Raw genomic sequence first — 26,247 nt, 5'->3', positions numbered from 1 at the left:
GGATGCTTCCTCACAGTGACGGAAGCATCCCTCTTGTCGTCATTGTTGCCGTTGACAGGCGAACGGGCGCCCTCTCTCACCGGGCTGTTGGCCAACTCGGCACGAGCGGCGTTTGGCATGCGCCGCATGCGGCCGGCCGTTTGACTTGTCATTCGCCCGAAGCCTCATTGCACCGTAAACGTCACTTTCGCCCGCGCGTTCGGCCAGTTTTGGTCGGCGAGCCACCACTCAAGCGTATACGTTCCGGGCTCCAGGCCGCGGAACGTTTCCTGAAAGGACAGTTCTTCCCCTTGTTTTAACGTGCGCTCTTCGTAAATTTGTGCAAACATCTTCCCTTCGCTGTACTGCTTCACCTTTTGGCCATCGCGGTACAAAATGTAGTCATACTTTTTCGAGCTCGTGAACGTCACCGTTTGCACGCGCTCCGTTTGGTTTTTGACCGTAAACGTAAACACGTAAGCATCGTTTTGCTTTTCGTATGTGAGCGACGGCTCCAACGTTCCGGCGATGATCCCTTTCCCGCCTGCGGGCGCTGGTTTGCCCGCTGGAGCGGGGCCAAGCAAATCATCTTTCGCCTGCGGGCGCTCGTTGCCGCTATTATACATAAACAGCGCACTCGCCGCCGCCACCCCGGCCAACACGGCTGCGACGCCGATCATTTTTCCTTTGCCCATGCCAGCTCCTCCTTTTTTCCTCTCTATACATATAGTCGTTTCCCATTTCCCCTCCGTTACAAACCGCAAAAAAATTGTGAAAAAACCGTTGTCCGCCTTGATATTTCTGGTATATATGCCCGTTTTGTCTAATAAAATGTTACAAATTGAACAGCAATGAGAGTGGTTGAGGTGGGGATCGTTCACAACCGGCAAGCGACGCGGCGAAGACGCTTCCAAGACATCCAACGAAAGCGGCGCTCATCAGTGGCAAGACGAGTCTCATTTCACACTTCTCACTTCTCACATCCAACCTAGGGAGGGCGAGTGGTGTGCACGATTACATCAAAGAGCGTACGATCAAGATTGGCAAGTATATCGTGGAGACGAGGAAAACCGTTCGCGTCATCGCGAAAGAGTTTGGCGTGTCGAAAAGCACCGTGCATAAAGACTTGACCGAGCGGCTGCCGGAAATCAATCCGGAGCTGGCCCAAGAAGTGAAGCAAATCCTCGATTACCATAAATCGATCCGCCATTTGCGCGGCGGTGAAGCGACGAAGAAGAAGTACAAAAAGCAAGCGGTGAAAAACAACTGACTTTTTCCTTGCCATCTGCCGTTTACAGTATCATTCCGGGGGGCAAATATGGTAGAATAATCTATTAGGAATGATTTTAGGGCAGAGGCAAGGAGGAGCATGTATGTTCTCACGAGATATCGGCATTGACCTAGGCACGGCGAACGTCCTCATTTTCGTCAAAGGCAAAGGCATCGTGCTCAATGAGCCGTCCGTCGTGGCGATTGATAAACACACGAACAAAGTGCTCGCAGTCGGCGAAGAAGCACGACGAATGGTCGGACGTACTCCTGGGAATATTGTTGCCATTCGGCCGCTCAAAGACGGCGTCATTGCGGACTTTGACATTACGGAAGCGATGCTGAAGCATTTCTTAAGCAAGCTCGACCTAAAAGGCTTTTTCGCCAAACCGCGCATTTTGATTTGTTGCCCGACGAACACGACATCGGTCGAACGGAAAGCGATCAAAGAGGCAGCAGAAAAAAGCGGCGGCAAAAAAGTGTACTTGGAGGAAGAGCCGAAAGTCGCAGCCATTGGCGCCGGAATGGACATTTTTCAGCCGTGCGGAAACATGGTCGTTGATATTGGCGGTGGCACGACCGACGTGGCGGTTCTCTCGATGGGGGACATTGTCACCGCCTCTTCCATTAAAATGGCCGGGGACAAGTTCGATATGGAAATTTTAAACTACATCAAGCGCGAATATAAGCTGCTCATCGGGGAACGAACGGCCGAGGAGATTAAAATCAAAGTCGCAACGGTATTCCCAGGCGCACGGACCGAAGAAATCGACGTCCGCGGCCGCGATCTCGTCACCGGACTGCCGCGCACGATCACCGTCCGTTCGGAGGAGATCGAACGGGCGCTTCGCGAGCCGGTGTCCTTGATTGTACAAGCCGCGAAAAGCGTGCTCGAGCGCACGCCGCCGGAACTGTCGGCCGACATCATCGACCGAGGCGTCATCTTAACGGGCGGCGGCGCCCTCTTGCATGGCATCGATCAGTTGCTTGCCGAAGAGCTGAAGCTGCCGGTGTTCATCGCCGAAAATCCGATGGACTGCGTCGCCCTTGGCACCGGGCTGATGCTTGAGAACATCGACCGCGCGCCGAAATCGCAGTTGGTGTAAAAAAGGAAAAGCAGGGGATGCGGCTGCCGCCCCCGCCCGCCTATAATGGAATCAACAAGCCGCCCGCCAACGCCGGCAGCGGCTTTCTGCCACGAATTTTCATGGACAAGCGAGGGAGCTGTCATGCTAAGAGGATTGTATACCGCCGCGAGCGGCATGCTCGCCCAGGAGCGGCGCGTCGAGATGCTGACCAACAACTTGGCGAACGCCGAAACGCCGGGATACAAAGCTGATGCAGGAGCGATGAGAGCGTTTCCGGAACTGTTGATGAGCCGCCTCGAGGACGAGCCGATCCCGACCGCCCCGCCGCGCGCCATTCTGACGCAAACGGCGATCGGGCCGCTCCAGACGGGTGTCTATATGCAAGAACTCATCCCGAACTTCCGCCAAGGGGATATTAAAGAAACCGGTCTCTCCACTGATGTAGCCTTAGTCGATGGACAAGTCCCGGTCGACCCGGCAAGCGGGCAGCGCGGGGCGCTCTTGTTTGCCGTCGAAAACGGCCAAGGCGACATCCGGTACACGCGCAACGGCCATTTCACCGTGAGCCCGGACGGCTATTTCACCACGCAAGACGGTTGGTATGTGCTCGATGGCAACGGCGAGCGCATCGCCGTTCCGAATGAAACGTTCGCCGTCCGCGACGACGGGACGATCATCGCCGGAAACCGGGAAATCGCCCGCCTCGGCGTCGTCTTCGCCGCCAACCCGCAAACATTGGTGAAGGAAGGAAACGGCCTGTTCCGCAGCACGGCAGGGCCGTTGCCGCAGGCGCCCGGCAATGTCACGTATACCGTCAAGCAGCGGTTTCTCGAACGGTCGAACGTGGACGTTGAGCGGACGATGACCGACTTGCTCGCGGCTTACCGAACGTTTGAAGCAAACCAAAAAATCATCCAAGCGTACGACCGCAGCTTGGACAAGGCCGTCAATGAAGTCGGCCGCCTGAAATGATGACAAAAGGAGGACAAGCCCGTGCTTCGTTCGATGCTCACCGCCGCCAACACGATGAACGCCTTGCAAGAGCGGCTTGATACGATCAGCCACAACATCGCCAACAGCAACACCGTCGGCTTTAAACGGCGCGAAGCGAGCTTCGCTGAGCTCCTCGCCCAGCAAGTCGACCGTCTGCCGAACGACGAAGCGCCGCGCCAAACGCCGCCTGGCGTGCGTTACGGCAACGGGGCGCGCCTCGCCTCGACGATGCTTGTGTCTGCTCAAGGAACGCTCGTCGAGACCGGCCGCGCGCTCGATTTCGCCTTCACCGCCGCCAACCAATGGTTTCGCGTTCAAGTCGCCAATGCCAACGGTGACACAACGATCGGCTACACCCGCGCTGGCAACTTTTCTGTCACTCCTATGGACGGGCGTCTTGCCCTCGTGACAAGCGACGGTCGCCCGGTGCTCGATGAAGCGAATCGGCCCATCGAATTTCCCACCGGCACAACCGGCTTTCAGCTCTCCCCAACCGGGACGCTGACGGCCACTGATGCCAGCGGTGCGGTTGTTGCCCGCGTGAACCTTGGCGTCACCGCCATTGACCGTCCGCAGCTTCTCGAAGCGCAAGGCGACAACGTCTTCACCTTGCCGGATGTCCCCGGCGCCGCGCGGGAATTGAACGGCGCCTTGCGCAACGACATCGCCATGAAACAAGGGGCTCTCGAGCAATCGAACGTCGACCTCGGCGAGGAATTGACCGGCATGATCGCGACCAACCGCGCCTATCAGCTGAACGCCCGCGCCGTTTCCATTTCCGAACAGATGCTCGGGATCATCAACAACTTGCGCTCCTCATAAGGAGAGATCGCCATGAGCAATGAAACGAAAAACGAGCCGCTCTCCCGCGTTGCGCGGCGAAAACAGCAACGCTCCGCCGCCAGCCCGCCCGACATCGGCGCGGCCGCTGCCTTGCCGGAAGAACAACCGGCGGACAAAGCGAACGAACCGCCATCCGAGGTCGAACCGGCCGAAAGCGGCGGCGCCAAGCCGCGCCGTTTCGCGCGCACCCGGCTCATCCGGATTGGGCTTCGGCTCATCATCGTCGCCGCCTTGATGGCCTTAAGCCTCGCCGCCGGCGCGGTCGTTGGCTACAGCGCCATCGGCGACGGAGCGTGGCTTGACGTGTTCCGCCCCTCGACGTGGCAGCACATCCTCGACTTTGTCGAAAAAGGGACGTAAGCAGCACCTCGCCGCGTCATCGTCTTGATGATCATGAAAAAGGAGTGTTTCTATGCTTGACATCCAACAAATCCAAGCGATCATCCCGCACCGCTATCCGTTTTTGCTTGTTGACCGCATTCTGGAAATCGAAGAAGGAAAGCGCGCCGTCGGCATCAAAAACGTCAGCGCCAACGAAGCCTATTTCGCCGGCCACTTCCCCGAATACCCGGTCATGCCTGGCGTGTTGATCGTCGAAGCGCTCGCCCAAGTCGGCGCCGTCGTCCTCCTGCAGAGCGAGGAAAACCGGGGCCGCCTCGCCTTTTTCGCCGGCATCGACAACTGCCGTTTTAAAAAGCAAGTCAAGCCGGGCGACCAGCTCCGCTTGGAAGTCGAAATCCTCCGCGCCCGCGGCGCCATCGGCAAAGGCAAAGGCATCGCCACCGTCGACGGCGAGCTTGTCTGCGAAACGGAGTTGATGTTCGCTCTTGGCGACAAACGAGCTGACTGAACAAAACGCGTTCCTTCGGGGGAGCGCGTTTTTTGTCGGCTGCGCTATATAGCGAACGAATGAAACGTTTCTTTCTGGGAAAGATAAACAAGGACCGGCCTTACATAAGGTCACCACAACCAATAGAAAGGAGCAGATAGGATGAAGAAAAAAGCATTGCTGATCCGGCTGTTCAGCGCTCTTGTCGCCCTCTTTTTAGCGGCTGGATGCAATATGAACCGCGACAACAACAATCCGCCGCCGCCAAACAACCAAAACGATGTCAACGACCGAGACATGAACCCGGCTGATGACATCAACCAAAACGATAACGTCGACAACGACAAAGACAATGACGGCATCCCGGACAACCGCGATACCGATTTGAACGACAACCAAAACAATCAACTCCCGCCGGGAGACGATACGAACAACGGACCGGGCGACGATGAGCGCGATACGGTTCCGGACCGCGAAGACCCGATTGAAGACCCGCGGGATGCGAACGACAAAGACAATAAAGATGAATAACGAAAAAAGGGCTGCCAATCAAGGCGGCCTTTTTATTTGGCGCAAATTAGCACCAATTTCTTCTAGATATATTCGCCTATTTTCGATATAATGTTCTAGGATTCGTCCGTAAACGACACGATGAGAGGGATTAGGGGGTACACAATGGAAGAAACAATCAGCTTGCGCGAACTGTTCGAAACGTTGCGCAAACGGCTTTGGCTTATTGTCTTGATCACCGCGCTGGCGACCGTTGTAAGCGGTGTGGTCAGCTATTTTCTATTAACGCCGATTTACCAGGCATCGACACAAATTCTCGTCAACCAGGCGAAATCGGAGCAGCAGTTCTACAACTTCAACGAAATCCAGACGAACGTGCAGCTCATCAACACGTACAGCGTCATCATCAAAAGTCCAACCATTTTGGAAAAAGTGAAAAACGAGTTAAACCTTGACCAGACGCTCGACGAGCTGAACGAACAAATCCAAGTCTCAAGCGAAAAAGACTCGCAAGTGTTCTCCGTCACCGTCCAAGATCCCGATCCGGCCATGGCGGCGAACATCGCCAACAAAACAGCCGAAGTGTTCAAAAACGAAATCGTCAAAATCATGAACATCGACAACGTGACGATTCTCTCGAAAGCGGAAGTGAAAGAAAACCAAACCCCAGTCAAACCGAAGCCATTGCTGAACATGGCCATCGCCTTTGTCGTCGGCCTCATGACCGGCGTCGGGATCGCCTTCCTGCTCGAGTACTTGGACAACACGATCAAAACCGAAGCTGACGTCGAAAAACATCTCGGCTTGCCGGTGCTCGGGGCAGTAAGCATGATGAATCCAAAACAAACCGAAGCAAAAGGGAAGCCATCCGTCATGAAGACAAGAGGTGAAACCATTGGCTCGTAGCAACCGTCAACAATTCAAACGATTGGAACGAAGCTTAATTACAGCGGAAGATCCAAAATCACCCATTGCCGAGCAATATCGGACGATTCGGACGAACATTCAATTTTCCTTCATCGACCGCCCGCTTCGCTCGCTTATTGTAACATCGACTGGACCAGGTGAGGGAAAATCGACGACAGTAGCCAATCTGGCTGTTGCCTTCGCCCAGCAAGGAAAAAAGACATTGCTCATTGACGCCGACTTGCGCAAACCGACGGTCCATTACACCTTCCGGTTAAACAACTACATGGGATTAACGAACGTTTTGACGGGCTCGGCGCCGCTGTTGCCGACGTGCCAGGTGACCGAGATCGACCATTTGTCGATCTTAACCTCCGGCCCGATCCCGCCGAATCCGGCCGAGCTCCTTAGCTCGAACGCAATGGCCCAATGCCTCGAACAATTGTACGAGACGTTCGACCTTGTCATCTTCGACACCCCGCCTGTCTTGGCGGTAACGGACGCACAAGTGCTGGCCAACCAATGCGACGGCACCGTCCTCGTCATCGAAAGCGGGGGAACGGAAATCGAGGCGGCCGTCAAGGCGAAAGAGCTGCTCGAAGCCGCGAACGCCAAGCTGCTCGGCGTCGTCTTGAACAAGCGGAAACATCGCGACGGCGGGCATTATTATTACTACCAATACAAGTAACAACGAACGGCTTCCCCAGCGCGCGGGAAGCCGTTCATGCGATAGAGAAACGAAGGGGGAGAGAACGGTTGAAAAACGTTGTGTTGATTGTCATTGTCGCCGCAGCCTGCCTCACTTTGATCGTCGCGAGCCATTTCTACTGGGAACAAAATATCGCCGCGGTAGTAAAAGAGGCGCGCGCCAAAATGGAAACGACGTCCAAACAAGACGAAATGGCCCATAAAGCAGAAACGGTGCTCGCCCGCGCCAAGCAACTGCCCGCCGCAGCACAACATGTCATGAAACAGGCGGTCAACGAAAACCGCCCGATCCGCCTCGTGATCGCCGGTTCGGAGTCCACTCCGGAGAAAGGCGGTTGGCCTGATTTATTCAAACAAGCCCTCGACGAAGCATACGGAAAGGGCGTGTTCGATATCACTGTCTATCAATATGAAGGGTTCACCACAGCCGATGCCGACGAACAGCGCATCGCCGCCGACTGGGCGGAGGAACAACCCGACCTTGTGTTGCTAGAACCATTTCTCTTAAACGACAACGGAGTCGTCACGATCGACGATTCGCTCGAACATATTCAAGCGATGATCGGGCAACTGAAAAATGCGGCCCCGAACGCGGTCGTGATGTTGCAGCCGCCGAACCCGATCGCCAATGCGACGTACTACCCCCAACAAGTCGCCGCCTTGCAAGCGTTCGCCAAAGAGAACGGCTATACATACCTCGATCATTGGCCCGCCTGGCCGGATGATGAAAGCGACGAATTCGCCACCTTCATCGACCCGGACAGCGACTTGCCGACGAAAGAAGGCGCCAAACGATGGGCCGAGGCCTTGGCGAAATACTTTATTGCTAAGTAAAGACGCGCACCCGATATGGGTGCGCGCCTCATTTACCGCGACGCCGTCGCCTTCAGCTCCAAATGCTCTTTTAATTCATTCGAAATCGCCAGACGCTCGCTCTCCGGCACAACTAAATAATAGATGCCGTTAATTTTCGTTCCTTGTCCGGTAATATGAAGCTGCTTAATTTGCTTGCGGGCGTCTTTGTAATTTTCCTGAATGTTTTTCATCTCGTCAAACGTCAAATTCGTCTTAATGTTTTTCCCAATCGCCGCCAGCACATCGCTGTAGTTTGCGAGCGACGAGAAGCTTGCCCCTTTTTCAATAATCGCTTGAATAATTTGCTTCTGCCGATCCTGGCGCCCGAAATCGCCGCGCGGGTCGTCTTTCCGCATGCGCGAATATTTCAACGCTTCATCGCCGTTTAACGTAATCTCGCCTTTCGGAAAGTGCGTCCCTTCATACGTAAACGCGAACGGGTTGTTCACCGTCACCCCGCCGACGGCATTCACGATGTCGCGGAAGCTTTCCATGTTGACTTTAATGTAATAGTCAATCGGAATATCTAAGAAATGCTCAACCGTCGCCATCGTCATCTCCACTCCGCCAAAGGCGTACGAGTGGTTGATTTTATCTTTCGTCCCTTTTCCGATAATCTCCGTTCTCGTATCGCGCGGCACGCTCACCATTTCGATCGATTGTTTATTCGGATTGACCGTCATCACAATGAGCGTATCGGCGCGTCCTTTATCCCCTTTCCGTTCATCGACACCGATCAACAAAATCGAAATCGGCGTTTTCCGTTCGAACGACACTTCTTCTTGGCGCTTCTCCGACTTCCAGTTTACTTGTTCATGCATCTCATTGGCCGTTTGTTTCACATGATGGTAAACGGAATAGGCAAACACTCCTATCCCGGCAAGCAACACAACGAACAGCCCCGCCAGCCAGCGGATCCATTTCTTCTTTTTTCGCCGTTTTGTTCGCATCGGTACTCTTCCTTTATCATAAAAAATGTCTCACAACACTTCGATTATAGACCGTTTTGCCTCAGAAAACAACTGGAAGACAAGCAGAACGGTTGCCACTCCTATCCTCAACCGGTGGAATTTTATTTCCACTTCGACAACATTCGACACTTTCCGTCTATTGATAGCTCATTCTTCCTATGTTACCATAATAGTTGTTTAGTAGAACGGAAAAGCGAGGAGGAGTGACGATGATCGACATCCATAGCCATGTTCTGCCTGGCCTCGATGACGGGGCGGCCACGATGGAAGACGCCATCGCCATGGCGCAAGCGGCAGCCAGCGAAGGGATTGCGACGATCATCGCCACTCCCCATCACCGAAACGGGGTCTATGACAACCCGAAATCGTCCGTCTTGTCATTGGCGGCGGAGCTGAACGACGAATTGAAACGGCGCGGCATCGCCTTGACCGTCCTGCCAGGCCAGGAAGTGCGCCTGCACGGCGATCTTTTGGATGGCTTTCATCGGCACGAGGTGATGACGCTCGCCGATACACCGTATATCTTAATCGAATTTCCGCCCGATCACGTGCCGAAATACGCCGAACAGCTGCTCTTTGACATGCAAGTGAACGGGCTCATCCCGATCATCGCCCACCCGGAGCGAAACGCCGAAATCATCGAGCAGCCCGAGCGATTGTACCAGTTCGTCAAACGCGGCGCCCTGGCCCAGCTGACCGCTTCCAGCGTCACCGGCCATTTCGGCAAGAAAATCAAAACGTTCTCGTTCCAACTGATCGAGGCGAACTTGGCCCATTTCATCGCCTCCGACGCCCATAACATCACGAACCGCCCGTTCCGCCTGCGCGCGGCGTACGAAACGGTCCGCAAAGAATTCGGCACCGAGGCGCTCTACTACTTCCGCGAAAACGCCGAACTGCTCGTCCGCGGCCAAGCCGTGTTCCGCGACGAACCGAAGCGGGTGAAAAAAAAGAAGAAGTTTCTAGGACTCTTTTGAATGAAATGATGATATAACATTGTATAGGACATATGCCTTTTCTTTTGCCCTTTCGTTGTCGAAATATGGCCTCGATAGTTGTGGAATGATCGACAACGATGTCGATGAGTGACGTAAGCCTGCTCATATATAAAGGCGGCCCTTTCTTTAAGATCATTTGACTTATGCGGCAAGAGCTTCGCATAAATGATTTGCTTGTCTTAAAGACGGGCCGCTCCGTTCTTGTTTTCAACTCATTTTCGGTGATGTCTCCTTACCGTTATCAACGGAGGCACTCGGCCATGCCGTGGGTGGGGACGATGACGGTCCTACCACCTTAGACGCCCGTCGTCGAGGGTGTGGTGTGAGGGCGGGTTAGATGCCCGATTTTTCACTCGTTTTTATCTAATTCAGTGATTATGAGTCAGGCGTATCGTTTATAATAGAAAGATAGAGGATCCGTAATCTGTGAAAAGAGGCGATACGCGCATGGAACAAACTTGGGCGTTAAAGGTTGAGCGATTCGGAAAGATCAAACAGGGGGAAATCGATATTGCCCCGTTGATGTTGTTTGTCGGCGACAACAACAGTGGGAAAAGCTATCTGATGTCGCTTCTTTGGGGGGTGTTGTCCGAGGGGCGCAAGCTGTTTCCAAAAGACCCTCCGAACACGTCCACGTACAAGGAAATCGATCGCTTTCTTGAATCGTCTATCGGCGATGACTGCCTCATCCAAGACCGTGAAGCGCAACTGTTTGTCCAATGGTTTAATGATGTTCTCAGAAACAAAAAAAGCGAGTTGGTTCGAACGATTTTTCGGCGCAAAATCCCGATCGGTTCGTTAAGCATCGAGCGGTACCGCCGTTCTGAACCGCTGCGAATCATCTTTGAAAAGAAAGATTCGCTCCAAGGCGCTCGTTTTTCGACGGGGAAACACTATATTCGCATCCCGTATACGGATCGAAGCAAGGGACAAGCGACAGAGCGGTATCGCATGGCTCAATACATTACGTGGAATTTGCTGATGGATGGACTTACATCGCCGTTTTACCCACCATCCAGACAAGGCGGCATCCAAGGGCGGGCCATTGGCGAAGCGCTGTATTTGCCCGCTTCGAGAACAGGGTTCATGTTGTCTTACAAGGCGCTGGTGCAAGAGATGATGGAACGGATGATCAACGAAGAACATGAGGAACCATCCCTTGACTTCACGTTGCCTGTCTATCGATTCTTGCAAGCGTTGTTGCGTTTGGAGGAAAGCGGACAGTCGAAATATGCGGACATCGGACGATTTATTGAAACCGAGATTGCCAACGGAACCATGGACCAAGAAAAAGGACCGATTCCATCGTTCTACTATTGCCCACAAGGCAAACAAGAGCGCTTGCCGTTATACGTCACATCGTCGCTTGTAACTGAACTGTCGCCGCTCATTTTGTTTTTAAAATCAAAAGCAACGTACCGTTCACTCTTTTTTGAAGAGGCAGAAGCGCATCTGCATCCACGCGTCCAGCGCATATTAGCGACAGCGCTTGTCAAGTTGGCCAACCGAGGCATGCCGGTGTGGTTGACCACCCATAGCGATATTTTGTTCCAACAGGTGAACAATTTGATCAAACTTCACCAGCATCCAAAGAGAGAACAGTTGATGAAAACGTATGGCTATGTCGATGAGGACGCGATTGATCCGAAAAAGGTGAGGGCGTACCAGTTCCGCATGCAAGGCCAAGACACGATCATCACGCCGCTCATTCCGACCGAAAACGGCTTTCCGGCGGAAACGTTCAATGAAGTCATTTGGCAGTTGAATGAAGAGACGTATGCATTCCAGATCGGGGAAGAGGATGGAGAGGATGAATAACCTCGAATTGGGGCATGAAGTTCCTCATCAACGCATTCCACTGAATGACTCCGGACAAGGAGAATACACGTTGTAACGTTTCCCTGCCGCGCCATGCTATAATGGCGTCAAGGAGGTGAAGCCATGAGCCAAGAGCTGAAAGAATTGCTTCGTTCCGTCTTGCAAGAAGAACTGAAACCAGTCCACGACAGGCTCGAACGGTTGGAAGGCGCAGTCGGGCACATTCGTCAAGACGTATCGCAGCTGCAGCAAGATGTATCCCAGCTTCAGAAGGAAGTCACCCAACTGCAAGAAGGTCAACGGACATTAGAAACCACGGTTTCCCAAATTCAAAAGGACGTTGCCCAGCTCCAAGAAGGGCAGAAGGCGTTGCAGCGTGAGGTCATTCATCTGCAACAAGGCCAACGGACATTGGAAACGACGGTTTCTCAAATTCAAAAAGACATTGTCCAGTTGCAAGAAGGCCAGAATGCGTTGCAGCGTGATGTCGCCCAACTGCAAGAAGGCCAACGGACATTGGAAACGACGGTTTTCCAAATTCAAAAAGACATCACCCAGCTGCAACAAGGCCAACAAACACTAGAACACGAGATGGCCGGCATGAAGCAGATGCAAGAGCGAATCCTCGAAGAGCTGCGCGTTTCCAAACACAATCAAGCACTCATTTTAAACGATGTCACCAGCATAAGAAAATCCGTCGATGTCACCGTCTCGTACTTGCAGCGCCGATCCGATGTGATGTTTGACAAACTGATCGATCATGAAAAAGAAATCTTGAATCTGAAATCAAAAATGCCAAACTAAGTCCCGAAAAGGGGCTGTTTTTATGCCCATATGCATCGGCGCATCGGCGCAGCCAGCGTTGCACCGATGCGCGGGGGCATAGGGGCCAACTATACATAGGGGGTTACGTACCATGAAAAAAGTACGCAAAGCGATCATTCCAGCAGCGGGGCTCGGCACAAGATTTTTGCCAGCGACGAAAGCGATGCCTAAGGAAATGCTTCCGATTGTCGATAAACCGACGATTCAATACATCGTCGAAGAAGCGGTCGCCTCTGGCATCGAAGATATTATCATCGTCACAGGAAAAGGAAAACGCGCGATCGAGGACCATTTCGACAACGCTTTTGAGCTTGAACAAAACTTAATTCAAAAAGGCAAATACGACTTACTCGAAAAAGTAAAAGAGCCATCGAAAGTCGACATTCACTACATTCGCCAAAAAGAACCGAAAGGGCTCGGCCACGCCGTTTGGTGCGCGCGCAACTTTATCGGCGACGAACCGTTCGCCGTTCTGCTTGGTGACGACATCGTCCAAGCGGAAACGCCGTGTTTAAAACAATTAATCGATCAATACGAACAAACACTTAGCTCTGTGATTGGCGTCAAAAAAGTACCTGACAACGAAACACACCGCTACGGCATCATCGATCCGCTCGAGCAGCACGGACGCCGCTACCAAGTCCGCCAATTCGTCGAAAAACCAGCGCCCGGCACCGCACCGTCCAACTTAGCCATTATGGGAAGATACATACTTACACCGGAAATCTTCTTATTCCTTGAAAAACAAGAAGCCGGCGCCGGCGGCGAAATCCAGCTCACCGACGCGATTCAAAAGCTAAACGAAATCCAGCGCGTCTTTGCCTACGAATTCGAAGGCAAGCGCTACGACGTCGGTGAAAAGATCGGGTTTATTAAGACGATGATTGAGTTTGCGTTGCAACATGATGAGTTAAGAGAAGATCTTATTCAATTCATGGAGAGAGTACTAAATGATCTGAAAGTAGAAGAGAAATAAAAGGAGGACCGGGGAGTTGGCAAAGTCGAATATCGCGCAGGAAGCGGTCGTTTCTAATCAAAGAGTAGAATACACTTCCTTTCAAAGTTTAGAAAATACATCTAAACTATACGCTATTACGAAAAGAACAATCGATATTGTCGGGGCAATCATTGGACTTGTTTTAACAAGTCCACTTTTTTTGATTATCAGCATCTTCTATTTATTCGGTGACTCGAAAGGACCAATTTTCTTCAAACAAGTTCGTGTAGGAAAAAACGGAAAAAGATTTTATATTTATAAATTTCGTTCCATGATCGTCAATGCAGAGGAAAAACTGAAAGCAGATAAAGAACTGTATGAAAAATATTTAAGAAACAATTATAAGCTAGAACCGCATGAAGATCCAAGAATTACAAATTTAGGACGCTTCTTGCGAAAAACGAGTCTTGATGAAATTCCCCAACTGATTAACGTGTTAAAAGGGGAAATGAGTTTGGTTGGACCGAGACCAGTGGTTGAAGAAGAACTAAAAGAATACGGAAGAGAGGTTTCAAAGTTTTTATCAGTTAAGCCAGGAATTACAGGTTATTGGCAGGTAAGTGGAAGAAGTGAAGTCGGGTATCCTGAAAGAGTAGAAGTGGAATTATTTTATGTATATAACCAATCGTTGTTTTTAGATATAGTGATTCTCGTAAAAACAGTGTTCATGGTCCTTCTAAGAAAGGGAGCTTATTGATTATAGGGGAAAAGTATGTATGTCCGATAAAAAAAGATTATTTGAAAACTTTCTATCTTTAGCAACTTTGCAAGGGCTAAATTATATACTTCCTTTGCTTACACTACCTTATTTAGTGAGGGTTTTAGGTCCAGACAACTACGGATTAGTGGCGTTTGCTCAATCATTCATTCAGTTTTTTATTATTTTAGTTGACTATGGATTTAATCTATCTGCTACAAATCAAATTGCGATTTATAGAGATAATAAAAAAAGAGTTCAAAGTATTTTTAGTACGGTGATGACTATTAAGTTATTCTTTATGATAATAAGTTTCTTTATACTTTGTTTATTGATCTTGTTATTCCCAAAATTTCAAAACCATAAACTAGTATATCTAGTAACATTCGGAATGGTTATCGGTAACGTTCTTTTCCCTATTTGGTTTTTCCAGGGAATAGAAAAAATGAGGTATATAACTATTCTTAATATCATTGCTAAAACAATTTTTACGATAGGCATTTTCTTGTTAGTAAAGCAGCGCAATGATATCCTATTTGTTCCATTGCTTAACTCTCTCGGGACCATACTAGTTGGATTCATATCTTTAGGCATGATAAAAAGAACTTTTGGCGTAAATTTTGTATACCCTAGTTGGAGCGATATTAAGTACCAATTAAAAGAAGGGTGGCATGTATTTATTTCTACAGTAGCTATTAGCTTATATACAGTTAGCAATACATTTATTCTCGGTTTATTTACTAATAATACAGTTGTAGGATATTATGCAAGCGCTGAAAAAATAATAAATGCTGCAACTGGGATTATCAATCCAATTTCACAAGCGATTTATCCTTATATCAGCCGATTAATGTCAGAAAGCCGTGAGAAAGGGCTAATCTTTATAAAAAAAATTCTTTTGATAGTCGGTGGTTGTACTTTCCTAATATCTTTAATGATTTTTGTATTAACGGAAAACATAATAGATATTGCTTTAGGAGATAATTACAAGCAATCTATTATAGTACTAAAAATTATTGCTTTTTTACCATTTATAATAGGATTGAGTAACATTTTCGGCATCCAAACAATGTTGAATCTAGGATACAAGAAAGCTTTCTCAAATATTTTAATGCTGGCTAGCATATTAAATGTTTTCTTAGCTATCATTTTGGTACCTGCGTTTAAACATATAGGAACAGCTTTTGGTGTCACTATTTCGGAGTTTTTTGTTACTTTGACAATGTTTATGTATTTACATTCGAAAGGAATTAAACTTCTGGAGGGTAAACATGTTTGATTATGTGATTATTGGAACAGGATTTGCCGGTAGCGTACTAGCAGAACGAATTGCAACACAATTAAATAAGAAGGTATTAATGATTGAAAAACGCAACCATATTGGAGGAAACGCGTATGATTCGTATGACAGTCAAGGTATTTTAATCCATAACTATGGACCTCATATTTTTCATACGAAAGTAAAAAAAGTCTGGGATTATTTATCAAATTTTACGGATTGGCATTTATATCATCATAAAGTACTTGGGGTTATTGATGGACAAAAAGTACCAATTCCGTTTAATTTAAACTCTATTAATCAAGTATTCCCTAAAAATTTAGCTGAACGTTTAGAGAAGAAACTTATCGAAAATTTTGGTTATAATAAAAAAGTACCTATCTTAAAATTGCGTGAAGTGGAAGATACAGATCTGAAGTTTTTAGCCGATTATATATATGAGAAAGTGTTTCTTGGTTACACAACAAAGCAATGGGGCGTTACGCCAGAAGAGTTAGATCCTTCTGTCACAGGACGGGTGCCTGTATACATTAGTCGGGATGACCGCTACTTCCAAGATCCTTATCAAGGGATGCCGAAGGAAGGATACACCAAACTGTTCGAAAGAATGCTAGATCATGGAAATATTAAGATTTTACTAAACACGGATTACAAAGAGGTACTGCAATTTAATTTTGAAACAGGTGAAGCAAATTTATTCGGGCAAAAATTTCGTGGGCCAATTATTTATACTGGTCCAATTGATTATTTCTTTGACTATAAGTTTGGACAATTACCTTATCGCTCATTAAACTTTGTGTTTGAACAATTTAACCAAGAACAAGTACAAGAAGTAGGAACTGTCAATTATCCAAACGATTATAATTTTACAAGGATAACGGAATTTAAACATTTAACAAATCAATCTTCTGATAAAACAACAACTGTAAAAGAGTTTTCTCAAGAGTATATTCCAGGGGAAAATATTCCTTATTATCCGATTAAGAATGAAAATAACTTGGAACTATATAGACTGTATAAAGAAGAAGCAAGAAAATATGATAATTTAATTTTCATTGGTCGTTTAGCAGAGTACCAATATTATGATATGGATATGGTTGTAGCTAAGGCATTAAGAGTTTTCGAAGAAAGAATAAATAAGGCAGTTTAATATTTTAAAAGGTATTTTATACCATGGTTTTATAAAAAATCTACTATTTTTAAGTTCAATGATATTAACAGCTACTCAGCAAAAACCTATACACAGTGAAATTGAGTATTTAATGTAGTTAATAATGATAACCTTTACTGTTAAAATAATATGTTTGAAAAATAGGAGAGAAGTTATGAAAAGTCAAAGGCAAGTAGCAGCTGTTGTAGTAACTTATAATAGGAAAAATCTTCTCATAGAGTGTTTAGAGTCTTTATTAAATCAAACATTTCCAATAGATTTAATAATAGTTATAGATAATGCAAGTACAGATGGAACACAAGTATATTCTGAGAGAAAAAGGGCTATTAGATAATCCAAAAATTAGTTATATCCGTCTTGAAATAAATATAGGTGGAGCTGGTGGTTTCTACGAAGGTTTAAAAATAGGATATAGGGAAAATTTTGAGTGGTTATGGATTATGGATGATGATACAATCCCTTCTAGCAATGCTTTAGAGGAGCTAATGAATGCTAATGAATTATTAAAAAAAGAAGATGTAAACCCATTAATACTAGGAAGTCGGGTTAATTGGATAGATGGCGATCCTCATCCAATGAACTTCCCACAAATCAAAAGAAGAAATTGGAATCAAATTTTTCTCGGTTTAGAATATGGTCTATTACCATTGAGATCTGTTTCCTTTGTATCAGTATTAATAAATTCATATGCAATTGAGAAGTATGGTTTTCCAATGAAAAAATATTTTATTTGGAATGATGATGTTGAGTATACCGGTAGAATTTTGAAGGAAGAGAATGGCTTTTTAGTTCCTAAGAGTGTTGTAACACATAAGACGGTTACAAAATATTCTCCAATTGAGGCTTCAGCGGATCGATTCTTTTTTGAAGTTCGAAACAAAATTTGGATGATACTAAAAAGCGATGCTTGGACTTCTTATGAAAAAATTCGTTATAGTGCAATTCTTACAAAAAATATAATTAACTTTTTATTGAGAAATAAGTTTTCATTTAAAAGTGTTAGCGTAGTTCTGAGGGGACTAGTTCAGGGATTTATAAAATCTCCTTATTAAATAGGTGACTAGAATGCTTGAGTATCTCCTTTGGCCCATATCAACTTTGTTTAAAAGTTTTTTTGATTCTGTACCTTTTTACCATGGTAAACATATACAATTTTATTTTTTTATACTTTTAATAATTTTATATATTATTAAATCAAAAGGAAAAATCCCTAAATTAATTCTAACTCAGAGATGGGTAATTTTTTTAGGTGTCCTTTTTATAATTCAGTTTTGTGCAATGCTTATTAGTTCATACCGTATTGATATCATTCAATATGATTATAATATTATCAGGCAATATATTGCTTTAATTGTATTTATTTTGTCTATTACTATTTACTACTTTGGAATGAGATTAACTATAAATTCCTATAATGCAATTAATAAATTTTTAAGAGGTGGAAAAATTGCTTTAATTTTTGCTTTGGTAGTTTCATATATTCAACTATTTTATATTTTTTTTCCAAACATTTTTGAAGTACCGGTTAACTTTATAGCTTCAACTATTGAAGCTCGTTGGGGACCTGAGTTACCTGGAGAAGAAGTGCATAGATTTTATGTGAATGGTAGTTATGTTGAAACTACCCAGCGTGTTAATGGCTTAACAGAGGAAGCTTCGACAAACGCTTTATTTTTATCAATAATTTTTGCTCCCTTTTTAGTCTCCTCTGTAAAGAATAGGTTTAATATTTTTACCCAGCGAGAGAGTTTGATAAGTATTTATGTATTTCTAGCTTTAATACTGATTATACTAGCCATGAGTAAAACAAGCTTAGGACTAATAATGGCTGCACTAATCCTACTCCTTTGGTTTAGGGAGGCGTCAATTATAAGGAAATTAGTATTATTAGCTTTTATACTATTATTACCTTTAATATTTTACGGATATGGAAATCAAAATTTATATTTTGGGGATATTTTTAGTGTTTATCTCAATAAAATAGCCGATTTTGATGTGGCTTCAACTGCTAATAGATTTGGGAATACTTTAGCGTTAATTCAAACTATAAAGGAAAACCTTTTTATTGGAGTCGGAAGAGGATATTTAGATTATTATATTTTCAAAAATATGCCTGAATGGGCTACTCACAATTTTGAATATAATATATTTGTATCAAGTGGCTGGTTTCCTGTATTATCCTCGATATTTGGTCTATTAGCTGAATACGGAGTAGTGTTCTTTATATATATTGCTTTCTATATTAAGAGATTAATTCAACGTTGGCATAATGTATCGTTAAATTTGTCTGATACAAAAAAACAAAAAATAGTCAAAACACTAGCTGATGCTTTAGTTTATTACATTTTACTAGGCGTTTTTGGTTTGTTTTTTTCTCTCGACTGGTTTGCGAGTGTATACATTGTCATATTTTTCTTTTTTGTAAGTACACTGAGTTTTATAGAAAGGGAGAGTTTAAAATTTGAAACCTCAAACCCGAAAAAGAACTAAATGTTTATTTGTGTTACCTGACTTATCAGGTGGAGGAGCCGAAAGAGTAACACTCGATTTAGTGAGAAATATAAATAAAGATAAATTTGAGGTTACTCTTTTTTTATTGAGGTATTCTGGGGAATACCTCAATAATGTTCCACAGAATATTAATCTAAAGTATGGAATTAAAGGAAAAAAATCTTTGTATTTGAATTTCTTTAAAATCTTTAAAGAGTTGCTAATTGCGGTAAAAGAGGTAGATATTGTTGTTGGGGCTTTGGAGCTTAAAGGTCATTTTTTTGCTACTTGGGCTGCACGTTTATGTAATAAGCCGGTTATTGGTTGGGTTCATAAACATTTAGGTTATTATTTACAAAGTGTTCCATTTTTAAAAAGGATAATATATAAAAATATTACTAAAATTTTATACAAAAATATGGACGGAATTGTAACTGTTAGTAATGATGCGAAAATGTCAATTCAATCGTTATTCCCGGAGTTTGCAAATAAAGTATCATATATATATAATCCTGTTGATTTTAGTAAAATTAGAGAATTGGCAAGTGGAAATTTACCAGAATGGTTTAAATCTATAGAAAGCAAACCTATATTACTTTCTGTTGGGCGATTAGAATATCAAAAAGGTTTTGACCTCTTACTAAAAGCTTTTGCTAAGGTAAAAAAAGAGGGACTAGAAGGTACTTTAGTAATCCTTGGTGAAGGATCTATGAGAAAATATTTAGAAGATATGGTGTCGGATTTAAATCTAAAAGATGATGTCATCCTTCCAGGTTTTGTTAATCCCTATCCTATTATGGCTAATAGTGATGTATTTATACTATCTTCTAGATACGAAGGGTTACCTACGGTTCTAATTGAAGCCTTGGGTCTAGATTTACCCGTTATTTCAACTGATTGTCCGGCTGGTCCTAGGGAAATATTGGAAGATGGACGATACGGTATTCTAATTGAGCCGGAAGATGTTGATGTTATGGCAAGAAGCATTAAGTCTTATTTAACGAGAAGTTATAAATTTGATGCAAAAAATTTACAATCAGAAGAAAATAAGGTAGAAAGATTTGAAATCAAAAATGTTTGCTCACAATGGGAGAGAATACTTAATAGGATGTGGTAATCAATTTATGTTAAAGGTAATTACCTTAAATGAAAAATCCTTAAGAGAAAAAAGTGAACAATTAGGAAGAATGATTGAAAATTCAGGGTGGATGCCAGATCTTATAATTGGAATTAAAACAGGAGGAGCGTATGTAGCTCAATACATTAAACAGATGGATTATTTTGTTGACTGTAATTACAACGAAGTTGTTTTACAGAGAAAAGGTACAAAAGTAAAGAAAAGATTAATGTTTGATAAATTATCTCGTTTAATGCCTTATCTTCTATTAGACGTTTTAAGAATATACGAAATATATATATCAGAGGTATTTCAAAAGAAAGAGCAATTCTATATCTCTAACCGTAAAATTGAGCTATCCGAAGAACTTAAAAAACAAATACTAAAGTCCCGAAGAGTTTTATTAATAGACGATGCGATTGATAGCGGAAAAACTATGATTGATGTTAAGCAAAATATTTTAAGTGTTAATAATAGTCTAGACGTGCGTACTGCGGTTTTAACAGTTACCCACCTTAATCCTTATATAAGTCCAGATTATTCTTTATATAAAAGGGTATTAATTCGTTTCCCTTGGTCTAAAGATTTTAAAGGGTTGAGAAAAAGTGAATAAATGTATTGTGGTCGATTTAGATTTTACTTTAATTAATAAAAATACATTTCATGTTTGGATGAAGTTTTTGTTTATGCAATTAGTATTTAAAAGGCCTTTGTTAGCTTTGCAAATTCTGTATTATGTCTTGCTAAGAGTATTACGTCAAATCTCTCATAGTCAATTAAAATATAAAATAATAAAAATTACCAATAGAGTTCATGATGTTCTAGATATGGATCATTTTATAGGGATTATTACTATGTATACTAATGAAGATATTATAAATAGACTAAAAGAAAGAAATTGTTGTGAAACTTGGATTCTAGCTACTGCAGCTCCTGAGATTTATGCAAAAAGAATTGCAGAAAAATATGGTTTTGATTATTGCTGTGCAACATCCATGAATTTAGGAGAAGAATGGGAGGAAAATATAAGAGAAGTTAAACTTAAAAATGTATATTCTATATTAAATGAGTTAAAGATAAAAGAAGTCGATACATTGTATACAGATCACCACGATGATATTCACATAATGAAAATTTCAAATAAAATATTTTTAGTTAATCCTTCACCAAAAACTATTGAAGTAGTAAAGAAATTAAATATTAAATATATCTTGTCCTGATAGTGTAATTTGTAGGTTATAAAAAATAGATCTCTTTAAAATCTAATATGGTGTTATGGTGTTGTAAAACCAAAATCAATACTCAAAATTGCCGATAAGCATGTATAAATATATGTAACCTCAACTAATGTGGTAGTTCAAGCTTAGTATCCAATCTAATATGCTCATTCGTATTGTGGACTCGAAACAGCCATTTTTTCATTATTCTATAAAGATGGTGTTGCAAAACTAGAGTAAAAACTCAAAATTATGGATGAGTATGCATAATTGCACATGTAATAGATAGCGATGAAGCCCGTACCACCGAGGTTGTTCCAACCCATTAACCTTTAATTGGTTAAATACTCGTTCGATGGTGCTACGGAGACCAAACAGCCACTTCCCAAATCGAGTTTTCAAGAAGTACGGGGATCACACGACCATAGGCATCTTTTCGTTCCTCGCTATTGCGTCGGTTAATCGGGGAAACAAAAAAGATGTCCAATTGCTCGGCTGTTTTACGGATCTGTTCACTGTCATAGGCGGCATCACCAAGTGCAAACTCGATGTCCCATCCTTGCAGAGACGAAAGCAGTTTCGGTGCCACTGCTGCGTCATTTCGATTGGCGGTAGTCAAAACATGGGATAAAATGATCCCTTCCGTGGTGGTACACAGATGCAGTTTATATCCTTTGAACCAGTGGTACCGAGTCGACATGCCCCACTTTGCTTGGGAATCATACAGGCTGCTTCGAAGAGCCGTACTATCGATCATCACTACTTTTGGTTTTTGAACGCCTAAATCGTTTAGAAGTTGGGCATTCAAATCGGAAAATCCTTGTTCTTGAAACCATTGACTGGCTCGTGAAAAAGTAGACAGATGAGGAACCTCCAGAAGTCCACAAATCCGTCGGAAATAACCAAACCGGTGGAGGATGTTCACCAACTGCCGCAAAGAATCCATCGCGAAGTAGGTTTTCAAAAAGAAACATTTGAGTAGTGCCTTTTTAGACACTGGGGGTCTTCCTGTCACATACGGTGTTTCCAGAAAAGAAAGTTGGTCGATGTATCGAAATAATGCCTCTAAAAGAGGATCTATTTCACCCATGAGTGCATGTTCGATCACTAAATTGGAAATCATGATAGTGTCCACCCCTTGGTAGTTGGTTTTGGTCACTGTATATGATTTCCAAGGTGGTGGATTTTTTATGTGCATTTATGCATTCGTTATGCGTTTTGCAACACGTTCTATAAAGAAAAGCCAATCTTGTGTTACAAGGATAATAGGATTTAAAAAATAGTTTCAGCTTGTTTTTTGGAGAATAGGAGAACGTTCTGTCAATAAAATGCTTCGAGTAAAGAAAATGGGTCAATGTACTAAAATAAAACTCACATTTCGCACCCTCCCAACGAAAATCGGGAGGATTTTTTCGTTCCGATGTCGAATGAATCCTTGACACACAAGGAAAGTGAAGGAGTTTTTCTCTCATGAACGTTCAAGTCAAAAAGGTCTATCGTAATGATTATTTGAATATAATAAGTGCCCTATTCAAGAAACTGGGCCTGCCCCAATTGATTGACCATCTCGTTCCCGTTGATCCACAGTGCCAGACTCGAGTCAGCGATGCCGTTCAGGCCATCATCTACAATCTGTTTGACGGCCGGCAAGCCCTTGTTCACTTGGAACATTGGGCTCAGGAGGTCGATTGTGAGAAACTCATCCGTCCCGATCTCCATCCTTCCTGGTTGAACGACGATGCGTTGGCTCGTCATCTCGACCGCTTGTATGAGGCCGATATTCACAAGGTGATCAGCACTTGCTTGATTCACATTTATCGCAAAGAAGGCCTTTCCCTCCGAGCCTTTCACGCCGATACGACGGACAAGACGGTTTACGGCGCGTATGAATCGGCCTCATTAGAGGCTTTGCAGATCACACATGGCTATAACCGCCATCATCGTTGGCAAAAACAGATCGGCTTCGGACTGGTCGGCAACGAGGACGGCATCCCGTTTTACGGCGATGTGCACGACGGCAACCTGCCTGACAAAACGTGGAATCCGGAGGTGCTGTCCCGTGTCCACGAACAGCTCAAACAAGCCAAGATGGAAGACGAATGGATTTACGTGGCCGATTCCGCCGCGATGACAAAAGACACTCTGGCGCAAACCAAAGCGGCCAACGCCTTTTTGATCACCCGAGGCCCTTCGTCGCTTCGGATCGTGAAACGGGCATTCGCGGAGGCCGATTCGCCTCACATCCCGTGGAGCGAACCCTTTACCCTGGCGGAGAGAAACGGCGCCACGTATCGGGTATGGGAAACATCCTCCACCTATGAAGGCCACCCCGTTCGGCTGATCGTCGTCGAATCGAGTGCGCTCGACCAGCGAAAAGGAAAGACGCTCGAAAAAGAACGAACCAAAGAAGCGGAGCTTCTTCGCGAGGAACAAGCCCGTTGGGAGCGTCACCCCTTCTCCTGCCGGGAAGATGCCGAACAAGCCTTGGCGTCCCTCAAGGCGTCCCTTCGCCCACGGTTTCATCAGGTCAAGGCCGCGGTCGAAGAGATCGTACGCCCGAAAAAACGGCGCGGACGGCCGAAAAAAGGGGCGGAACCCGAGATGGAGACGCGGTATCTCTTGCGCCTTGACGTCGAATTCGACCAAAACGCGTGGGAACAGGCAAGACGGAAAGCGTCCCGGTTTGTCCTCGTCACGACCGTTCCGGAGGAATGGAAGGGCCAACAAATGGATGCCCAAGAGATCTTGAAGCTATATAAAGGGCAGATCTCGGTGGAAATGAACTTCGCTTTTTTGAAAGACCCTTTTTTCACGGATGAGATCTATGTCAAAAAGCCAGAACGAGTTGCGGTATTGGGCTATTTGTTTCTCTTGGCCTTGGCCATTTACCGCGTCTTTCAGCGCCGGGTGCGCCAGTTCATCACACCCGAACACCCATTAAAGGGCGCCGGAGGCCGCAAGCTGACCCGACCGACGGGGCAGGCGATTTTTCAGCTGTTTCAATATGTGAACGTCGTCCTCCTCAAGCTGCCGGATGGACGCATCCAACGCTCACTGGATCGCTCCCTCACCCCTGAACAACGAAGGATTCTGCAGGGGTTGGGGCTGGATGAGAGCATTTACGTGTAACGTCATACGGAACGACCAGCGATGGTAAAAAAAGGATAGCCATCGCTCGTCGTGTTGGTCAAAAAGTTATTCTGAAAAACTAAATAAAAAATCCTTTGTTTTGACCTTGTTAGGGTGCGAAATGTGAGATAAAACATGTAAAAAAGAGGATTATTCGTTAAAAAACATGTTCTGTGATAAAATTAGAAATCACGCGATCGGTCTCCCTTTTGAAAGCCTATTGTTTAGTTGTGTGTATTTTTATATTTATTTACTGTAGATGAGCATTTTTCATTACAATAATTTCCATGGTTAGAGAGACAAACAGGGTACCCCTTACGCGATACGGAGCTGTTTTTTGATCACATCAATGGGAATATCTTGCTTTGCGGCGTCATAGATGAACTCGACGACGCTGTGCCCTTTCCGAGACCGAAGAAGCTCCAGGCCGGAAGAGATGTCTTGTTGAGATTCCGCGATGCTGTATACGCAGGCTAACAGCACCACGACCCAATACCGTTTCACCGCCCGAACGTGGCGAACACGGTACCCATCGAGCTTCAGCTGGTCTTTTGCCTGCCGGAAAAAGCATTCGATCGTCCAGCGCTGGGCATAGTAACGCAAGATGTCTTCGTCACTCAGCTCCCGGTCGGTGCTCAATATGACATGGAGATGATCCGGCGTCATCGGTCGATCCGCCTTCCAAGCCAGCAGCACCACCGCGTCATCAAGACCGTTGAGCGCGCCTTCGTAGCGGTAGACACGATAGCGCTCGTTCCCCACCGTGACGAGGCGGGTGTCATTTGGCTCGATATAGCGGGCAAACTCCTTCGCTTGGATGGCGATACCTTTCGGGTAGAGAATCCGGTTCGTCTTGAGCATGGCGATGACATGGAATCCTTGTTTCAGACAGGCTTCGATGAGCGCTTGGGACGGATACCATGAATCCACGAGCACATACACCGGCTGAGCCCGCTTCCCCTTGAGCGAGGAAAGCATCTCGATCGCCAGGTCGATTTTGCTTCTTCCCGATGTCTTGTCATACAGACGAAAGGCGAACGGAAACGCTTGCGTGAAGGTGTGCACCATCAGCCAAACAAGCGAATGCCCCCAGACCAATTGATGATCGCTGTGAGAGAAATGCCAGTCACACCCTTGAATGGCGTGCGTTGCCCGTGACGAAGGCTTCGTTTTTTGGCAAATGGTATCATCAATCGAAAGGAACAGGGGTTGATTCGTCCGTTTGGCCAGGCGTTCGATCTGGCGAAGAACCCACTCCTGAAGCTTCTCAAGCAGTTTTTCCTCGTTCCAAGGGCTTTTCGTGAAAAAGTGGCTGAGCGTGGTTCGATGATTCGGATGAAAACTTCAGTACCGGACATCCGTCAATGTCCCCGAAAATCCCTTGGTCGTCAAGGCGTCGACAAGATGAACGAGATGCTTGATGACCGGCTTCGAGAAATAAAGCGCCAATCCCAGCGTCATGAAAAACTTGTGGATTCCTTGATGATGTGCTAATCTATTCATGAGACATGAACCTCCTTGTGGGTAGTTGGTAGCACATCTATTCTAACCAAGGAAT

The 26,247-nt window shown here is 45.4% G+C and carries 27 protein-coding genes and 2 pseudogenes; 25 read left to right on the top strand and 4 right to left on the bottom strand.

The features are described from left to right. Positions 1–15: 15 nt before the first annotated feature. Complete coding sequence (locus tag ACR1UW_RS01010) at positions 16–144, top strand: hypothetical protein (protein WP_255407700.1); 129 nt, start codon at positions 16–18, stop codon at positions 142–144. A 20-nt stretch (positions 145–164) separates the two neighbouring features. Here the strand turns inward: ACR1UW_RS01010 and ACR1UW_RS01005 are convergent, their stop codons facing one another. Next, complete coding sequence (locus ACR1UW_RS01005; protein WP_033011785.1) at positions 165–674, bottom strand: BsuPI-related putative proteinase inhibitor; 510 nt, start codon at positions 672–674, stop codon at positions 165–167. 311 nt (positions 675–985) lie between these two features. On the opposite strand from ACR1UW_RS01005, the gene spoIIID reads away from it, so the two are divergent. The 10 genes from spoIIID (at position 986) to ACR1UW_RS00955 (ending at position 7,959) form a co-directional block, all read left to right on the top strand. Continuing rightward, entirely contained in the window at positions 986–1,249 is a 264-nt protein-coding gene (spoIIID, locus tag ACR1UW_RS01000) for a sporulation transcriptional regulator SpoIIID (protein ID WP_008880665.1), read from the top strand. Positions 1,250–1,352: 103 nt separating this feature from the next. Then, positions 1,353–2,354, top strand: a complete 1,002-nt coding sequence (locus ACR1UW_RS00995; RefSeq protein ID WP_033011787.1) for a rod shape-determining protein — start codon at positions 1,353–1,355, stop codon at positions 2,352–2,354. Positions 2,355–2,477: 123 nt separating this feature from the next. Continuing rightward, entirely contained in the window at positions 2,478–3,308 is an 831-nt protein-coding gene (locus ACR1UW_RS00990; RefSeq protein WP_033011788.1) for a flagellar hook-basal body protein, read from the top strand. Positions 3,309–3,329: 21 nt separating this feature from the next. Then, the gene (locus ACR1UW_RS00985; protein ID WP_498934327.1) at positions 3,330–4,151 is read left to right on the top strand and encodes a flagellar hook-basal body protein; all 822 of its coding nucleotides are present in this window, start codon (positions 3,330–3,332) and stop codon (positions 4,149–4,151) included. 12 nt (positions 4,152–4,163) lie between these two features. Continuing rightward, complete coding sequence (locus tag ACR1UW_RS00980) at positions 4,164–4,532, top strand: DNA-directed RNA polymerase subunit beta (protein WP_033011791.1); 369 nt, start codon at positions 4,164–4,166, stop codon at positions 4,530–4,532. A gap of 52 nt (positions 4,533–4,584) precedes the next feature. Next, a complete protein-coding gene (fabZ, locus tag ACR1UW_RS00975) occupies positions 4,585–5,022 on the top strand; it encodes a 3-hydroxyacyl-ACP dehydratase FabZ (protein ID WP_033011793.1) in 438 nt (145 codons plus the stop codon). A gap of 141 nt (positions 5,023–5,163) precedes the next feature. Next, complete coding sequence (locus tag ACR1UW_RS00970) at positions 5,164–5,532, top strand: hypothetical protein (RefSeq protein ID WP_033011795.1); 369 nt, start codon at positions 5,164–5,166, stop codon at positions 5,530–5,532. A 144-nt stretch (positions 5,533–5,676) separates the two neighbouring features. After that, the gene (locus ACR1UW_RS00965; RefSeq protein WP_033011796.1) at positions 5,677–6,417 is read left to right on the top strand and encodes a YveK family protein; all 741 of its coding nucleotides are present in this window, start codon (positions 5,677–5,679) and stop codon (positions 6,415–6,417) included. Continuing rightward, complete coding sequence (locus ACR1UW_RS00960) at positions 6,398–7,105, top strand: polysaccharide biosynthesis tyrosine autokinase (RefSeq protein WP_080729654.1); 708 nt, start codon at positions 6,398–6,400, stop codon at positions 7,103–7,105. Before ACR1UW_RS00965 ends, ACR1UW_RS00960 begins: the two co-directional genes overlap by 20 nt. Positions 7,106–7,173: 68 nt before the next feature. Next, positions 7,174–7,959 carry an SGNH/GDSL hydrolase family protein gene (locus ACR1UW_RS00955; protein ID WP_033011798.1) on the top strand — a complete coding sequence of 262 codons (786 nt, stop codon included), beginning with the start codon at positions 7,174–7,176 and terminating at the stop codon, positions 7,957–7,959. Positions 7,960–7,991: 32 nt separating this feature from the next. Here the strand turns inward: ACR1UW_RS00955 and tagU are convergent, their stop codons facing one another. Beyond that, positions 7,992–8,930 carry a polyisoprenyl-teichoic acid--peptidoglycan teichoic acid transferase TagU gene (tagU, locus tag ACR1UW_RS00950; RefSeq protein WP_033011800.1) on the bottom strand — a complete coding sequence of 313 codons (939 nt, stop codon included), beginning with the start codon at positions 8,928–8,930 and terminating at the stop codon, positions 7,992–7,994. A gap of 230 nt (positions 8,931–9,160) precedes the next feature. Between tagU and ACR1UW_RS00945 the strand changes: the two genes are divergently transcribed. From ACR1UW_RS00945 to ACR1UW_RS00885, 13 genes are all read left to right on the top strand, one after another. Next, positions 9,161–9,928: a tyrosine-protein phosphatase gene (locus tag ACR1UW_RS00945; RefSeq protein ID WP_498934324.1), complete on the top strand. Its 768-nt coding sequence runs from the start codon at positions 9,161–9,163 to the stop codon at positions 9,926–9,928. A gap of 468 nt (positions 9,929–10,396) precedes the next feature. Beyond that, complete coding sequence (locus ACR1UW_RS00940; RefSeq protein WP_020756702.1) at positions 10,397–11,767, top strand: AAA family ATPase; 1,371 nt, start codon at positions 10,397–10,399, stop codon at positions 11,765–11,767. Between the two features lie 123 nt (positions 11,768–11,890). Continuing rightward, the gene (locus ACR1UW_RS00935; protein WP_498934323.1) at positions 11,891–12,571 is read left to right on the top strand and encodes a hypothetical protein; all 681 of its coding nucleotides are present in this window, start codon (positions 11,891–11,893) and stop codon (positions 12,569–12,571) included. Between the two features lie 112 nt (positions 12,572–12,683). Further along, the gene (galU, locus tag ACR1UW_RS00930; RefSeq protein ID WP_498934322.1) at positions 12,684–13,568 is read left to right on the top strand and encodes a UTP--glucose-1-phosphate uridylyltransferase GalU; all 885 of its coding nucleotides are present in this window, start codon (positions 12,684–12,686) and stop codon (positions 13,566–13,568) included. Between the two features lie 115 nt (positions 13,569–13,683). Further along, positions 13,684–14,286, top strand: a complete 603-nt coding sequence (locus ACR1UW_RS00925; protein WP_498935349.1) for a sugar transferase — start codon at positions 13,684–13,686, stop codon at positions 14,284–14,286. Positions 14,287–14,305: 19 nt separating this feature from the next. After that, the gene (locus tag ACR1UW_RS00920) at positions 14,306–15,565 is read left to right on the top strand and encodes a flippase (protein WP_498934321.1); all 1,260 of its coding nucleotides are present in this window, start codon (positions 14,306–14,308) and stop codon (positions 15,563–15,565) included. Beyond that, a complete protein-coding gene (gene glf / locus ACR1UW_RS00915) occupies positions 15,558–16,715 on the top strand; it encodes a UDP-galactopyranose mutase (RefSeq protein ID WP_498934318.1) in 1,158 nt (385 codons plus the stop codon). Before ACR1UW_RS00920 ends, glf begins: the two co-directional genes overlap by 8 nt. Positions 16,716–16,839: 124 nt before the next feature. After that, positions 16,840–17,070 carry a glycosyltransferase gene (locus tag ACR1UW_RS00910; RefSeq protein ID WP_498934317.1) on the top strand — a complete coding sequence of 77 codons (231 nt, stop codon included), beginning with the start codon at positions 16,840–16,842 and terminating at the stop codon, positions 17,068–17,070. Further along, the gene (locus ACR1UW_RS00905) at positions 17,027–17,788 is read left to right on the top strand and encodes a glycosyltransferase (protein WP_498934315.1); all 762 of its coding nucleotides are present in this window, start codon (positions 17,027–17,029) and stop codon (positions 17,786–17,788) included. The genes ACR1UW_RS00910 and ACR1UW_RS00905 overlap by 44 nt, the downstream gene beginning before the upstream one ends. Before the next feature lie 13 nt (positions 17,789–17,801). Further along, positions 17,802–19,226 (top strand): hypothetical protein, encoded by a 1,425-nt coding sequence (locus ACR1UW_RS00900; RefSeq protein WP_289668268.1) that lies wholly within the window; start codon positions 17,802–17,804, stop codon positions 19,224–19,226. After that, a complete protein-coding gene (locus ACR1UW_RS00895; RefSeq protein WP_289668267.1) occupies positions 19,198–20,343 on the top strand; it encodes a glycosyltransferase in 1,146 nt (381 codons plus the stop codon). The genes ACR1UW_RS00900 and ACR1UW_RS00895 overlap by 29 nt, the downstream gene beginning before the upstream one ends. Beyond that, complete coding sequence (locus ACR1UW_RS00890; protein WP_498934313.1) at positions 20,288–20,956, top strand: phosphoribosyltransferase; 669 nt, start codon at positions 20,288–20,290, stop codon at positions 20,954–20,956. The genes ACR1UW_RS00895 and ACR1UW_RS00890 overlap by 56 nt, the downstream gene beginning before the upstream one ends. Continuing rightward, on the top strand, positions 20,949–21,563 hold the full coding sequence (locus tag ACR1UW_RS00885; protein WP_498934311.1) for a haloacid dehalogenase-like hydrolase: 615 nt from the start codon (positions 20,949–20,951) through the stop codon (positions 21,561–21,563). The genes ACR1UW_RS00890 and ACR1UW_RS00885 overlap by 8 nt, the downstream gene beginning before the upstream one ends. A 228-nt stretch (positions 21,564–21,791) precedes the next feature. On the opposite strand, the pseudogene ACR1UW_RS00880 reads toward ACR1UW_RS00885, so the two are convergent. Continuing rightward, positions 21,792–22,683 (bottom strand): annotated as a pseudogene (locus ACR1UW_RS00880) (transposase). A 347-nt stretch (positions 22,684–23,030) separates the two neighbouring features. On the opposite strand from ACR1UW_RS00880, the gene ACR1UW_RS00875 reads away from it, so the two are divergent. After that, entirely contained in the window at positions 23,031–24,689 is a 1,659-nt protein-coding gene (locus ACR1UW_RS00875) for an IS1634 family transposase (RefSeq protein ID WP_498934309.1), read from the top strand. Positions 24,690–25,004: 315 nt separating this feature from the next. On the opposite strand, the pseudogene ACR1UW_RS00870 reads toward ACR1UW_RS00875, so the two are convergent. Then, positions 25,005–26,192 (bottom strand): annotated as a pseudogene (locus ACR1UW_RS00870) (IS701 family transposase). Positions 26,193–26,247 lie beyond the last annotated feature (55 nt).

The organism is Geobacillus lituanicus (assembly GCF_050994965.1).
Classification (GTDB): domain Bacteria; phylum Bacillota; class Bacilli; order Bacillales; family Anoxybacillaceae; genus Geobacillus; species Geobacillus stearothermophilus.
The sequence above is the reverse complement of the archived record's forward strand: the minus strand, read 5'-3'. Positions and strand labels throughout refer to the sequence as shown.